The sequence below is a fragment of the Actinoplanes subglobosus genome, from assembly GCF_042650585.1.
Taxonomy (GTDB): Bacteria; Actinomycetota; Actinomycetes; order Mycobacteriales; family Micromonosporaceae; genus Actinoplanes; species Actinoplanes subglobosus.
Genome location: NZ_JBHSBL010000020.1, coordinates 410,388 through 424,022, shown reverse-complemented (window position 1 = coordinate 424,022; position 13,635 = coordinate 410,388). Strand labels below are relative to the sequence as shown.

Annotated in this window: 15 protein-coding genes; 12 read left to right on the top strand and 3 right to left on the bottom strand. The window is 71.0% G+C overall.

The genetic code is table 11. The annotated features are described in order from the left end of the window. Position 1 precedes the first annotated feature (1 nt). A complete protein-coding gene (locus ACFO0C_RS31135) occupies positions 2-340 on the bottom strand; it encodes an L-rhamnose mutarotase (RefSeq protein WP_378070284.1) in 339 nt (112 codons plus the stop codon). Positions 341-403: 63 nt separating this feature from the next. Here ACFO0C_RS31135 and ACFO0C_RS31130 point away from each other — a divergent pair, with 63 nt between their 5' ends. The 4 genes from ACFO0C_RS31130 (at position 404) to ACFO0C_RS31115 (ending at position 3,784) form a co-directional block, all read left to right on the top strand. Then, positions 404-1,258: an alpha/beta hydrolase family protein gene (locus tag ACFO0C_RS31130; RefSeq protein WP_378070283.1), complete on the top strand. Its 855-nt coding sequence runs from the start codon at positions 404-406 to the stop codon at positions 1,256-1,258. Beyond that, positions 1,258-1,671, top strand: a complete 414-nt coding sequence (locus ACFO0C_RS31125) for a MarR family winged helix-turn-helix transcriptional regulator (RefSeq protein WP_378070282.1) — start codon at positions 1,258-1,260, stop codon at positions 1,669-1,671. Before ACFO0C_RS31130 ends, ACFO0C_RS31125 begins: the two co-directional genes overlap by 1 nt. Positions 1,672-1,741: 70 nt before the next feature. Then, complete coding sequence (locus ACFO0C_RS31120) at positions 1,742-3,094, top strand: NAD(P)/FAD-dependent oxidoreductase (protein WP_378070281.1); 1,353 nt, start codon at positions 1,742-1,744, stop codon at positions 3,092-3,094. 39 nt (positions 3,095-3,133) lie between these two features. Beyond that, positions 3,134-3,784: a thymidine kinase gene (locus ACFO0C_RS31115; protein ID WP_378070280.1), complete on the top strand. Its 651-nt coding sequence runs from the start codon at positions 3,134-3,136 to the stop codon at positions 3,782-3,784. Here the strand turns inward: ACFO0C_RS31115 and ACFO0C_RS31110 are convergent. Beyond that, entirely contained in the window at positions 3,781-4,731 is a 951-nt protein-coding gene (locus tag ACFO0C_RS31110; RefSeq protein ID WP_378070279.1) for a lamin tail domain-containing protein, read from the bottom strand. The genes ACFO0C_RS31115 and ACFO0C_RS31110 overlap by 4 nt on opposite strands. Positions 4,732-4,817: 86 nt before the next feature. Between ACFO0C_RS31110 and ACFO0C_RS31105 the strand changes: the two genes are divergently transcribed. From ACFO0C_RS31105 to ACFO0C_RS31085, 5 genes are all read left to right on the top strand, one after another. Continuing rightward, entirely contained in the window at positions 4,818-6,584 is a 1,767-nt protein-coding gene (locus ACFO0C_RS31105) for an ABC transporter ATP-binding protein (protein ID WP_378070278.1), read from the top strand. Continuing rightward, the gene (locus tag ACFO0C_RS31100; RefSeq protein WP_378070277.1) at positions 6,581-8,515 is read left to right on the top strand and encodes an ABC transporter ATP-binding protein; all 1,935 of its coding nucleotides are present in this window, start codon (positions 6,581-6,583) and stop codon (positions 8,513-8,515) included. The genes ACFO0C_RS31105 and ACFO0C_RS31100 overlap by 4 nt, the downstream gene beginning before the upstream one ends. Positions 8,516-8,576: 61 nt before the next feature. Then, positions 8,577-8,987: a YbaB/EbfC family nucleoid-associated protein gene (locus ACFO0C_RS31095; RefSeq protein WP_378070276.1), complete on the top strand. Its 411-nt coding sequence runs from the start codon at positions 8,577-8,579 to the stop codon at positions 8,985-8,987. Further along, on the top strand, positions 8,984-9,298 hold the full coding sequence (locus ACFO0C_RS31090) for a WXG100 family type VII secretion target (RefSeq protein WP_378070275.1): 315 nt from the start codon (positions 8,984-8,986) through the stop codon (positions 9,296-9,298). Before ACFO0C_RS31095 ends, ACFO0C_RS31090 begins: the two co-directional genes overlap by 4 nt. A 6-nt stretch (positions 9,299-9,304) precedes the next feature. Next, positions 9,305-9,799 (top strand): WXG100-like domain-containing protein, encoded by a 495-nt coding sequence (locus ACFO0C_RS31085; RefSeq protein WP_378070274.1) that lies wholly within the window; start codon positions 9,305-9,307, stop codon positions 9,797-9,799. Here the strand turns inward: ACFO0C_RS31085 and ACFO0C_RS31080 are convergent. Next, positions 9,789-10,067, bottom strand: coding sequence for a hypothetical protein (locus tag ACFO0C_RS31080; protein WP_378070273.1), 279 nt, complete (start codon positions 10,065-10,067; stop codon positions 9,789-9,791). The genes ACFO0C_RS31085 and ACFO0C_RS31080 overlap by 11 nt on opposite strands. Before the next feature lie 36 nt (positions 10,068-10,103). On the opposite strand from ACFO0C_RS31080, the gene ACFO0C_RS31075 reads away from it, so the two are divergent. The 3 genes from ACFO0C_RS31075 (at position 10,104) to ACFO0C_RS31065 (ending at position 13,592) form a co-directional block, all read left to right on the top strand. Then, on the top strand, positions 10,104-10,355 hold the full coding sequence (locus ACFO0C_RS31075; protein WP_378070272.1) for a hypothetical protein: 252 nt from the start codon (positions 10,104-10,106) through the stop codon (positions 10,353-10,355). A 16-nt stretch (positions 10,356-10,371) separates the two neighbouring features. Then, complete coding sequence (locus ACFO0C_RS31070; protein ID WP_378070271.1) at positions 10,372-10,878, top strand: hypothetical protein; 507 nt, start codon at positions 10,372-10,374, stop codon at positions 10,876-10,878. 143 nt (positions 10,879-11,021) lie between these two features. Next, positions 11,022-13,592 (top strand): M14 family zinc carboxypeptidase, encoded by a 2,571-nt coding sequence (locus ACFO0C_RS31065; protein ID WP_378070270.1) that lies wholly within the window; start codon positions 11,022-11,024, stop codon positions 13,590-13,592. Positions 13,593-13,635: the final 43 nt, after the last annotated feature.

Sequence of the window (13,635 nt, the reverse complement as noted above, 5' to 3'; positions counted from 1 at the left end):
ATCAGAGGCGCTCCAGTTGCTCCTCCAGGTGGAAGACCTGGTCGAGGACGAGCATGCCCTCGTCGGGGCGGGCCTCGCCGAGGGCCGGGAAGAACTCGGCCATGGCGGCCTGCCAGCGGGCGTTCACCTCGGTCCGGGCCATCGCCTCCTGGGCGGCCGCGAAGTCGTCGGTCCGCAGCACCCCGACGAGCAGGCCGTCCGGCCGGAGGAAGAGCCGGTAGTCGTGCCAGCCGGTGGCGGCCAGCGCCTGGAGCATCTCCGGCCAGACGGCGGCGTGCGCCTCCCGGTAGGCATCGAGCTTCGACGGATCGACCTGGAGGGTGAAGCACACGTGCGTCATGCGGGTCATCCTGCCGCCATCTTCGTAACGTTTCAATCGATGGCCCGTGCTAATTTATGTCGCATGCGAAATACTTCCATCGAGGTCGGCGGGCTGGCCGGGACGCTGTTCGAGCCGGACGAGGAGCCGGTCGCGGTGCTCGTCATGCATCCGGCGACGGCGACTCCGGCCGGGTTCTACACCGGGTTCGCGTCGTTCCTGGCCGGCCACCGGATCGCCGCCGTCACCTACGACTACCGGGGCACCGGGCGGTCCGGGTCGCCGCGCTACCACCGGGAGGTCGGCATGCGTGACTGGATCGAGCAGGACGTGCCGGCGATGACCGCGTGGGCGGCCGGCCGTTTCCCGGGGCTGCCGCAGCTCGCGGTGGGGCACAGCATCGGCGGGCACGCGCTCGCGCTGGGGCGTGGTGGCCCCGGCCTGACGGCGTTCGCGCTCGTCGCCTCGCACGTGGCGTCGATCGACGCCATTCCGGACCGGGTGGAGCGTCTTCGCGTACGCCTCGTGTTGTCCCTGCTCGGGCCGGCGCTCGGCGCCGTGTTCGGCTATGTCCCGGCCCGTCGCCTCGGTCTCGGGGAGGACGTCCCGGTCGCCGCCGTGCGGCAGTGGGCGGGCTGGGGCGCGCTGACGGACTATCTGTTCGGCGACCCGGCGATGCGGGGCGCCGAGCGGGCCGCCGCCGTGACCCAGCCGGTGCTGGTGATCGGGCTGAGCGACGACCCGTGGGCGACCCCGGCGCAGGTCGACAAGCTGGCCGCGAGGCTGCCGAACGCGGCGGTGGAGCGCCGCACCCACACCCCGGCCGACGCGGGTGTCGCCCGGATCGGCCACCATGGGTTCATGCGACGCACCGCCCGTGACACCCTCTGGCCCGAGCTGCTGACCTGGCTGCAGAAACAGATCGCGAACGCGTCCTGATGAGTCACCGCCTCGTCTTCGAGATGATGATCGCCGAGCGCTCGGTCCGGCGGTGGATCGACGCGCGCTCCGGCGACAGCGGCATCGGCGCGGCCGGGGCGGGTGTGCTGTTCCACCTGGCGGCTCACGACGACGCGCTGGTCGGCGACGTGAGCGCGGCTCTCTGCGCGTCACCGTCCGGGATCAGCGGTCTGGTCAGCCGCCTGGAGAAGGCGGGTTTCCTGGTCAAGGCGCCGGACCCGGTCGACGCCAGGGCCGTCCGGCTGCGTCTCACCCCGGCCGGCCGGGAGGCGGTCGCGACGGCCAGGGGCGCGGTGCGGGAGCTGAACGCGGAGATCTCCGACGGCTTCACCGACGCCGAGCTGGACGTGGTGGCCCGCTGGCTGGGACATATCACACAGCGTCTGAGCTGACGGTACTTCCGCTCGGGCCCGGGGCATACCAAGGTGGTTGCTGGGTGCCCCAGAGGGTGAGGAAGTACTGATGAGTCATCGAGTGGTAGTCGTGGGGGCCGGCTTCGGCGGGCTCTTCGCGATCAAGGCGCTGCGTCACGCCGACGTCGAGATCACCCTGATCAACGGTACGGCGTACCACCTCTTCCAGCCGTTGCTCTACCAGGTCGCGACCGGGATCCTGTCGGAGGGCGAGGTCGCGCCGCCGATCCGTGAGGTGCTGCGCAAGCAGAAGAACGTGGACGTCCGCCTCGGCTGGGTGCAGGACGTCGACGTGGAGGCCAAGGTCGTGTCGGTGGCCGGGCCGGGCATCGACTACACGGTGCCGTACGACACGCTGATCGTCGCGGCCGGGGCGTCCCAGTCCTATTTCGGCAACGACCAGTTCGCCGACCACGCGCCCGGCATGAAGAGCGTCGACGACGCCCTGGAGCTGCGGGCCCGGATCTTCGGCGCGTTCGAGGTCGCCGACCTGCACACCGATCCGGAGACGATCGAGCGCTGGATGACGTTCGTGGTCGTCGGCGCGGGCCCGACCGGTACCGAGATGGCCGGGCAGATCGCCGAGCTGGCACACCGCAACCTGGTCGGGCAGTTCCGGCACATCGACTCCCGCAAGGCGCGGATCCTGCTGGTCGACGCGGTCGGTGCGGTGCTCAACACATTCGGTGACCAGCTCTCGGCCAAGGCCGAGCGGCAGCTGGACAAGCTGGGCGTCGAGGTGCGGACGAACACGATGGTCGTCGGTGTCGACGCCGGCAGCATCGAGGTCGAGTCGAACGGGGAACGCGAGCGCATCCCGGCGATGACGAAGGTGTGGGCGGCCGGTGTGGCGGCGCCGCCGCTGGCCGCGAGACTGGCCGCGGCGACCGGGGCGAAGACCGACCGGGCCGGCCGGATCCTGGTCGAGCCGGACACGTCGCTGCCGGGTCACCCGGAGATCTTCGCGCTCGGCGACATGATGAACCTGGCCGGGGCGGACGGCAAGCCGCTGCCCGGGGTGGCGCAGGTGGCCATCCAGAGCGGCCGGCACGCCGCCGACCAGATCAAGCGCCGTCTGGCCGGCAAGGAGACGGGTCAGCCGTTCCGCTACTTCGACAAGGGCAGCCTGGCGACGATCTCCCGCTTCTCGGCGGTCGCGAGTATCGGGAAGGTGCACCTCGCCGGCTTCCCGGCCTGGGTCGTGTGGGTGGCGGTGCACCTGTTCTACCTGGTCGGCTTCAAGAACCGGGTGACCGCGGTGCTGCACTGGTTCGTCAGTTTCCTCGGTCGCGGCCGTTCGGAGCGGGTCTCCACCCAGCAGCAGGCTTTCGCCCGTCAGGCGATCCGGGCGTACGGGGATCCGTTCCGCCGGGCTTCCGAGGAGCCGGACAAGGTCGGGTAGCGTATGGCGGCCCGCCGAAAGTCCTGAGAAAGGCTCACCTTGGTTCCGGTCACCGTCAGCACCCCCGTGGTGCCCCGCGCCAGGAGTCTCGCTCCGGTCTTTCACGAGCTGACGCTCTTCCACGGCAGCATGGGAGCGGGCAAGTCGACGCTCGCGCTGCAGAACGCGTACAACCGCCGGCAGGCGGGCCGGCCCGGGATCCTGCTGACCAGCATGGACCGGGCCGGCGCCGGGGTGATGTCGTCGCGGCTCGGGGTGGCCGCCGACGCCATCGAGGTGACCGACGGCACCGAGCTGACCGCGCTGATCGCCGGCGAGGTGCCGGCCGGCGGTTTCGTGATCGTCGACGAGGCGCAGTTCCTCCGGGCCGAGCAGGTCGAGCAGCTGGCCTGGGTGGTCGACGAGCTGTGCGTCGACGTGGACTGCTACGCGATCTCGACGGACTTCATGTCGCATCTGTTCCCGGGCGCGCAGCGGCTGCTGGAGCTGGCCGACAACATCGTGTCCCTGCAGGTGGAGGTGACCTGCTGGTGCGGGCGCCCGGGCCGGCAGAACGCGCGGATCGAGGACGGCCGGGTGGCCCGTTCGGGCGCGCAGGTGGCGGTCGGCGACACGTCGGACGCGGCCGAGGTGACCTACCGGGTGCTGTGCCGCCGCCACTGGCGCAACGGGGACGCCGGCCCGGTCTAGGCTCCCGCGTCGGGGTAGATCATCCAGGCGCGCAGGTCGCCGTGGACGTCGAAGAGGTAGCCGCCGTCGCCGACCCCGTGGTTGGCCGGGTCGACGTTGGTGAAGATCGGCTTGGTCAGCCCCCAGTACTTGTGGGTCGCGGTGTCCCTGCCCTTGCCGATGTGGACGTAGACGTCGCCACCGGCCGGCACCACCGTGCCGGCCGGGAAGGTGTAGCGGCGCAGCCCGGAGTCGCGCACCCACCAGCCGGCGATCGGCACGTCCGCGGCTGACGGGTTGTGGACCTGGAACCATTCGCCGTTGAGGTTCTTCTCGTCGATGCCGTCGGCGTCCGGGTTGACGGTCAGGGTGATGCCGCTGTTCTGGGCCGGGCCGGACTTGCAGCTGTCGGTGTCGTAGAGCTCGCGTCCGGCGGCCGCGGCCTGCTGGGCGGCCGCGTGGTAGGCCTCGTCCATCGCCCACTCGCCGGGCCACGCCTGCCAGAGCACGTAGCCCTCGCGGATCAGCTGCTCCCCGACGTCGCGCCACTGGCCGCCGACCTTGACCGCGACCGAGCGCAGCGGCCGGCCCTGGCTCCGGCTGGACGCCTTGAGCGAGGTGAGACGGACCGTGCCGCCGCCGGCCTTGAGCAGTTGTTCGAGGCGGGCGTTGGCGGCGACGGCGTGGCAGTCGCCCTTCCGGCGCTCCGGGTGGTGCGAGTAGGTCTTCATCTCCATCGCCTGGATGCCCAGGACGCGTACCGAGACCAGGTCCTTCGTGCCGTCCCCGGCGAGGTCGACGCGGATCGTGTCGCCGTCCGGCGCCCAGTCGAACTTCGCGGTCCACACCTGGCAGCGTGGGCTCCCCGCTTCCGCGCGGCAGGCGGTGGTCGCGGCGTGGGCGGGGGCGGCGAGGCCGGTCACGGACAGGGCGCTGAGGGCGGCGAGAGCGGCGAGGCGGCGGAACATGACGCCTCCATCGGCCGCGGTGGGACGGGGTTGAGAAGACTGGATAGTTAGCTAAGCTAAGCACTATCCCTCGTGAGGAGCACCGCTTGACCGTCGCGCCGCGCCGCGCCCCCAAGGCCGGCATCCACCCGGATCCCACGAAAAGCTGGTTACGACGCGCCTGGCCCATCGTCCGTGCCCACCGCGCGCTCCTGATCACCTCGCTGGTTCTCTCGTTCATCGGCCTGATCGTGCAGGTGCAGATCCCCGACCTGGTGCGGATCGGCATCGACAAGGCTCTCGTCGACCGGACCGACGGGCTGGAGAAGTACGTCTGGCTGATCGCCGGGCTGGCCGTCGCGCAGGGCGTCATCAACTTCCTGGCCCGCCTCTACCTGCTGCGCACGGCGTACGAGATGGAGTACGACCTGCGCAACCTGGTCTTCGGCCACTTCATGCGGATGTCGTACGGCTTCTACGACCGGGTCCAGTCCGGCGAACTGATCTCCCGCGCCACCAGCGACATCCGGGCCGTGCAGATGTACCTGGCGTTCGGCCCGTCGATCCTGGTCCAGTGCACCATCGCGGGCATCGCGTTCGCCCTGATGGTGTCGATCAACGCGCCGCTCGCCGTGGTCGCGATGCTGACCATGCCGGTCATCGCGGTGCTCGGCGTCCGGATGCGCAAGGCGATCTTCCCGGTGTCGTGGCTGATCCAGTCCCGGCTGGCCGGGGTCGCGACGGTGGTCGACGAGAACATCCAGGGCGTCCGGATCGTGAAGGCGTTCGCGGCCGAGAAACGGCAGATCGACACGCTCGCCCGGGCCGCCGACGGGGTGCGGTGGGCGTACACGACCGACGCCCGGATCCGCAGCCGATGGATGCCGGTGATGGACAACCTGCCCCGGCTCGGGCTGGCGATGGTGCTGCTGGTCGGCGGGCTGATGGTCCTCGACGGCAACGCGACGGTCGGCACGATCGTGGCGTTCAACTCCTACGTGCTGATGCTGCAGCCGCCGTTCCGGATGCTCGGCATGATCATCATGATGGGGCAGCGGGCGGCCGCGTCCGCGCAGCGCATCTACGACATCCTGGACACCCCGGCCGAGCTGGACGACCCGGACGAACCGGTGATCCCGCAACCGCGGGGCGACGTGCGTTTCGAGGGAGTGCGATTCACCTATCCCGACGGCACTCTCGGTCTCGATGGTCTCGACCTGCACATCCGGCCCGGCGAGACGGTCGCGCTGGTCGGTGCGACGGGCAGCGGCAAGAGCACCGTGGCGCGTCTCGCCGCGCGGTTCTACGACGTCGGCGCCGGGCGGGTGCTGATCGACGGCGCCGACGTCCGCGACTACCCCCTGGCGACGCTGCGCGACCGGGTCGGGATCGTGCCGGACGAGCCGTTCCTGTTCTCCGTCTCCCTGCACGACAACATTGCTTTCGGACATCCCGCGGCGACACGGGAGCAGGTCGTCACCGCGGCCGTCGCGGCCGGCGCCGACGGTTTCATCCAGGAGCTTCCGGAGGGGTACGACACCGTCGTCGGCGAACGCGGCTACACCCTCTCCGGCGGCCAGCGGCAACGCGTCGCGATCGCCCGCGCGTTGCTGGTCAACCCGCCGGTGCTGATCCTCGACGACGCCACCAGTGCCGTCGACGTCCGCGTCGAGCACGAGATCCACGAGGCGCTGCGTGACCTGATGCGCGACCGCACCACCGTGGTCGTCGCCCACCGGCTGGCCACGATCGGTCTCGCCGACCGTGTCGTGCTGATCGAGAACGGTCAGGCCGTGGCCTCCGGCACCCACACCGAACTGCTGGCGACCGAACCCCGCTACGGACGGGTCCTGGCCACGGAGGTCCTCACATGAGCATGTTCGGAGGCGGCTTCGGCGGTCCCGGCGGCGGTCCCGGATCCGGGGCGATCGCCGGGATGGGCGGCACCGGCACCCGCCGTGCGGGCAACACGCCGTTCGCCGGGGTGCCGCCGGAACTCGCGGCGGGCGTCACCCTCCTCGAAGCGAGCGAACCGGCCCACCCCGATCCGGCCGGGACGTTCAGCCACGCCCCCGACAGCGGCCGGCTCACCCTGTGGTCGCTGCTGTCCGGGCGGCGCGCGCTCCTGGCCGGGGCCGCCGTCGCCGTGCTCGTCGAGGCGCTGCTCCTGCAGTCCGGGCCCTACCTCGTGCAGGTCGGCATCGACCACGGCATCGTCGCCCGGGACGTGACCGTCCTCGTGGTCGCGGCCGTCGCCTTCCTCGCCTCGGTGGCGCTGACCGCCGCCGCCACCGCCGTGCGCATCCGCACCAGCGGGCGGCTCGCCGCCTACAGCACCCGTGACCTGCGGGTTCGCGTGTTCACCCAGTTGCAGCGGCTCAGCCTCGACCACTACACGACCGAGAAGGCCGGCGTCACCATGACTCGGATGACCTCCGACGTGGAGGCGCTCCAGCAACTGCTGCAGGAGGGGTTCGCGCAGTTCCTCATCCACGGGCTCACGATGGTCGTGGTCACGGCGGTCCTCGTCCACTACGACGCGACCCTCGCCGCGATCACGTTGCTCCTGGTGGTGCCGCCACTGCTGCTCCTCACGCTCTGGTTCCGCAAGGCCGCCGACGTCGGGTACAACCGGCAGCGCGACACGATCGCGGGACTCTTCACCCACCTGACGGAGAGCTTGAACGGCGTACGCGTCATCGCCGCCCACAACCAGCAGGACCGCAACGTGATCGCCCACCGTGAGGTGGTCGGTGCCTATCGCGACGCCAACGACCACACCGGCCGGATCAACGCCGTCTACGGCCCCGGCACATCGGTGATCGGCCTGCTCGGCCTGGCGGCGCTGCTGCTGATCGGCGGCCGGATGGTGCTGCGCGGCACCCTGACGATCGGTGAGCTGACCGCGTTCGTCCTCTACCTGAACGCGTTCTTCCAGCCGGTGCAGCAGCTCGTCCAGCTCTACACCAACTATCAGCAGGCCCGCGCCGCGCTCGGCAAACTCCGCGGCCTGCTCGGCACGGTCCCCGCGGTCCGCGAGAAACCCGGGGCCCAGCCGCTGCCGCCGGCGTCCGGCGGGATCGAGCTGCGGGAGATCACTTTCGGGTACGACGAGACGCGCCCCGTCCTGCGCGGGGTGAATCTGCGGATCGCGCCCGGCGAGACGATCGCCTGTGTCGGCCCGACCGGCGCCGGCAAGTCGACGCTGGCCAAACTGGTGTCCCGCCTCTACGACCCGAACTCCGGCACGGTGCTGATCGACGGCCACGACCTGCGCGACGTCACCCTCGACTCGCTGCACCGGCAGGTCGGCGTGGTGCCGCAGGAGCCGTTCCTGTTCGCCGGGACGCTGCGCGACAACATCGCCTTCGCCCGCCCCGACGTCCCCGACGAGGTGGTGTGGGCGGCCGTCGACGCGGTCGGCCTGCGCGACCTGGTGGACCGCTCCCCCGACGGCCTGCGGACGATCCTGCACGAACGCGGCCAGTCCGTCTCGTCCGGCGAACGCCAGCTGATCGCCCTGGCCCGCGTCTTCGTGGCCGAACCCCGGGTGGTGGTCCTCGACGAGGCGACGTCGAGCCTGGACCTGCGGTCGGAGCTGAGGGTGGAGGCCGCGATCCAGCGCCTGCTGGAGGGCCGGACCGCCATCCTGGTCGCGCACCGCCTGTCCACGGCCCGTCGGGCGGACCGGGTGATCGTCGTCGACGACGGCGACATCATCGAGGAGGGCACCCACGACCAGCTCGTCGCCGCGGGCGGCCGTTACGCCGCCATGTACGCCACCTGGGAGTCACACACCGCCTGAATTCCACCCACAGGTGGACGTCGATACGTACACTCGGCTCTTTCCGCCGGGAGGATCATCGATGGCCGATCTGGGCACGGATGCGACGGACGATCTGCTGCAGCGCTCGCGGCGGCTCCTCGACGCGGTACGCCGCGGTGAGACGCCGCCGGACGGCGAGCCGGTCACGGTGACCACCGAGGCCGCCGACGGCCTGGTGCGCGTGGTCGCCGGGGAGGGCCGGATCGAGTCGATCGACCTCGACCCGCGGGCCATGCGCCTCGACTCGCGGACCCTGTCGGAGGAGCTGACCGCGGCCGTCAACGCCGCGCTCGATGAGCTACGGGCGTCGGCGGGCTCGGCGCAGGGTGTCGACCTGGCCGCCCTGGACGGCCAGTTGCGGCAGGTGCAGGACGAGGGTGTGCGCCGGATGGCCGAGATCTCGTCGGCCGTGCAGGCCGTGATGGCCCGCATCCACCGGGACCGCGCATGAGCGGCATCGAGATCGACCCGGAGGCGATCCGGTCCGCCGCACGGCAGCTGGCCGGTGCCGCCGAGGACATCGGCGCGCTGACCGACCGTTTCCTGGCGGACCTGGAGGGCCTCGGTGCCCCGTGGGGCACCGACGATCTGGGCACGCTGATCGGCGTGGCCCACGACGCGGTGCTGGACGCCGCTCTCGACTGCTGCGACGGCAACCTCGACACCCTCGACAGCCATGTCGAGTCGCTGACGGCGATGGCGGACGGCTACGACCGTGCCGAGAGCGACAACGCCCAGTCCTTCGACACGTTCCGCTGGTAGGCCGGCATGGGTCTGCAACTTCCCGGCGAGCTGGTGTGGCTGCTCGGCGAGCTCGGTTTCAACTGGCCGGAGGCCGACGAGGAGAAACTGATCGACGTCGCCATGACGTGGATCGACTTCGGGGCCGCGCTGGAGCAGGCGGTGACGGCCGGTGACGCGGCGGCCCAGCAGGTGTGGGCGGCGAACCTCGGCGCCGACATCACCGCCTTCCAGCAGGCGTGGGCGGACGGCTCGGCGCCGTCGGCAAACCTCGCCACCATGGCGCAGTCGTGCCTGATCGTCGGCGCGGGCATGCTGTGCGCCGCCCTGATCGTGCTGGTGCTGAAGATCAACGTGATCGTCCAGCTGGTGACGCTGGCGATCGCCATCGCGCAGGCAATCGCCACCGCTGCGGTGACGTTCGGGGCCTCGCTGGCCGAGATCCCGATCTTCAAGATGATCATCGGGGCGATCGTCGACGAGATCATCAACCAGGCGATCGAGACGGTCCTCAATGGCTAGGCGCCGGTCGGGTGGCGGTCAGCAGAGCGGCGGCGGCCAGCAGAGCGGCGGCGGCCAGCAAGGCGGCCGACAAAGCGGCCAGCAGGGCGGCCAGCAGGGCGGCCAGCAAGGCGGCCAGGCGGGGCAGGGCGGCCCACGCTCGACGCCGGGTGCCCGGATCGTCTCCCGCGTCGCCGCCACGGGCTTCCCCCGCGCCACGGGACGCACCGGTGCGCCGGCACCGCGGCCACCGGCCCCCGGCGGCGCCCGGGGCGCCCCGCACGAGCATCCGCAGGGGATCAAGGGCCCGAAACAGCGGCAACACGTGCCGGGCACGGACGAGTTCGAGGACCGCAAGCGACGCAACCAACAGGGATCGGCATGGGCCGGCGACGAGAACTACGCCAACCGCCTGACCTACGAGGCGTGGTACCGGGGCACCCCCAACCCGCGCCGGGCCGACCAGCGGGACTACGACTTCCAGGAGCCGGTCGGCCACACCTCCCGCGGGGTACCGCAGAGCAAGGTACGAGTGCACATGGACCAGGATGGGATGATCCATGGCCACCCGAAGTGAGAGAGAGGCCCCGGCCGTGGACGATGTCCTCCGCCAGATCGAGCGGACGTACACCTCGCTGGCAGACCCGCAGTTCCGGGCGATCAACGAGACGATGGGCAGGCAGCCGTGGGCGAGACTGGTCGCCGAGATCGGGCTGCAGTTCACCGTCGAGGACGAGACCGACGACAACAACGATGTCGCGTTCACCTACGTCCTGGGTGACGAGGGGCGCGAATGGGTCCTCGGGCTCTCCGCCGTCGGGCCGTACGCGCTGGTCGGCCGGATCAGCCCGGACGGCGGGTTCTGGAGTGCACTGCTGGAGCCGTCGTCGCGGGACCTGGACGGACATGAGCGCTGGCTGCTGCGGACGTTGGAAAAAGAAGGCCTGCGGCTGCTGGGCCGGGCCGAGCTCGAGAAACCGGTGGCGCTGCGGCTGGCCGGGATGGAGCCCGGCCGTGTCCGCTTCTACCAGGCGCTTTTCACCCGCAGTGACATCCTGCCCTGGGACGATCAGACACTCGGCCGCCTCGGCCTGATCTGACACCGCGCCGTGCGCCACCCGGGCGGAACGCGCCGAACAGTGGGGCGGGGATGACCTCAACGGTATGGCGACACACCGGCATCGATGATTGCGCATCACTCGATGGGACAGGGAGGGTCGGGGGACCCTAACGGAGGTGCTCTGTGGATCTGTCACGAACGCTGGCCGGAATCGGTGCCGCGTTGCTCGCCTCGGCTCTGCTCGCCAACCCGGCGACGGCGGCGCCGGGCGACGCCCCGTCGACCCGTGACTTCGGCAACGGGCCCGAACGCAACGACATCGCCGCCCTCGACAGCGCCGCCCTCGACAGCGCCGCGGTCAGCGCACTGTCGGCACGCACGCTCAGCGCCGGGGCTCCAGAGCTCAGCGCCGGGGCTCCGGAGCCGGCGTGGGCGATAACGGGCCGGAAAGGCTACCCGCGACAGAACAGCCTGCCGGTCTGGCCGGTGAACCCGGATGACCGGTCGATCAAGCTGGGGCTCGTCCCGTACCACGCGATCGCCCCGAAACTGAACGCCCTCCAGGAGTCCTCGGACCGCGTCTCGGCCGAGATCGCCGGGACCTCGGCCGGAGGCCGTGATCTCTATCTGGTGACGGTGACCGCCCCCGAGTCGGCCTCGGAGGCCGCGCGGCAGGACCGCTGGCGGCAGCTGATCGAGAACGATCCGGGCGCGGCACGACGGGACCGGGCCCTGACCGCCGGCTACAAGACACCGGTCTGGATCAACGCGAACATCCACGGCAACGAGTGGGAGGGCACCGACGGCGCCCTGCGGGTCATCGAGCGCCTGGCCACCGCCACCGACCCGGCGACGACGGCGTTCCTGAGGCGCAGCCGCGTCTACGTCAGCGTCAGCCTCAACCCGGACGGCCGCGTCGCCGGCACCCGGGCCAACGGGGCCGGATTCGACATCAACCGCGACTTCGCGACCAGCTCGCAACCGGAGTCGCGGATGGCGCGTGACGTGGTGATCGCGACGCAGCCGTTCGTGATGCTCGACGAGCACGGCTACACCGGGACGACCCTGATCGAGCCGGCGACGCCGCCGCACGGGCAGAACTACGAGTACGACCTGTACATCAAGCACGCTCTGCCGAACGCGCTCGGCATGGAGAAGGCCATCCAGCGGCTCGGGCACGCGGAGACGACCCGCGCCGACATCCCGTTCCGGGACTACGCCCCCGGTGACTGGGACGACTGGCCGCCGATCTTCACCCCGATGTACGCCATCTATCAGGGCGCGGTCGGGCACACCGTGGAGGTACCGCTGCAGGTCAACAACGCCGCCTACAACAACCTGCCGGTCGAGGAACTGCAGCGCCGGTCCCGGATCAACACCGATGTGGCCGCGGCGACGATCGAGGCGGCTCTCACCTACGCCGACACGAACCGGGCCACCCTGCTCGCCGACCAGATCGAACAGTTCCGCCGCGGCTGGGCCGGTGAGCCGTCGCCGACGATCCCGGACGGTTTCGTCGACGGTTTCGGCCCGGAGGACCGCTACTCCGCGACGTTCCCCCGCTCCTACGTCATCCCGGCCGGCACTCCCGCCGCCGCCCGCCTCGTCAACCACTTGACCTCCCACGATGTGCGGGTGACACGCGCCCTCACCAGCTTCCGGCTGGACGGGCGCCACTACGGCAAAGGCACCTACATCGTCGACATGCATCAGCCGAAGCGTGGCCTCGCGAACGTCCTGCTCGAAGCCGGGCGGGACATCTCCGACCTGGTCCCGCAGATGTACGACATCTCCGGCTGGAGCCACGGCCTGCTCTGGGGCGCCACCGTCGACCGCAGCCTCCGTTCCCTGCCGCGCACGCCGGTCGCCACGGTGACCAGGGCGGCACCCACCGGCGCGGTCGACGCGCCGCGCGGACGGGACCTCGCCCTGTCGCTGCGCGACGGCAACGACGTGCGCGCGGTCAACGAACTGCTCACCCGGGGCGTCAAGCTGCGGCGCACCGACGCGGCCACCGTCGTGGTCCCGGCCGACGCGCGGCCCGAGGCCGTCGCTCTCTCCAAGACCTTGGGAGTACGGTTCACCGCCGCCCCCGGTCGCGTAAAAGGCGTCGTGTTCGACCAGCCGGCGATAGCCGCGGCCGTCTCCGCCGACGAGTTGTCCGCCCTGCGGGAGATGGGCTTCACTGTCCAGCCCGTCTCGACGGCGCTCCTCAACGCGGGCTTCGACCTGTCCACGATCGACACTCTCATCGTCTCCTCCGGTCTCTCCTATGCGGCGTTGACCCCGGCCGCCCGCGGCACCGTCGACACGTTCCTGGCGCGCGGCGGCGGCGTCCTCACCCGAGGCGCCACGGGCGCGAACTTCAACGCGGCCGCCGGCGTCCTGCCGGTGACCGCGACAGCCGGCCGAGGCGACGCCAACGGCGTGGTCACCGTGACGAACGAGGGCCCGATCGTCGGCGCCGGCTCCCCCGGCAACTCCTTCATCTACTCCCCCCTCTGGTTCACCGTCGGCTCGGGTGTGACCGTCGAGCAGCGTTACGGCACAACTCCGCTGGTGGCCGGCCACTGGCTGCCGACCGACGCCGGAACCAACGGCCCGGCCCAGGCCGCAGGCCAGCCGGCAGTCGTCTCCGGCACCACAGCAGGAGGCGGCCGGGCGGTCCTCTTCGGCACGGAGCCGTTGTTCCGCGCCCACCCGAAGGGCCTGTACGCCCAATACGCCCGCGCCCTCTTCTGGACAACCGACTAGTCATCTCCGCCATGGGACAAGCCTAGAAACACCGGCGGGGGGG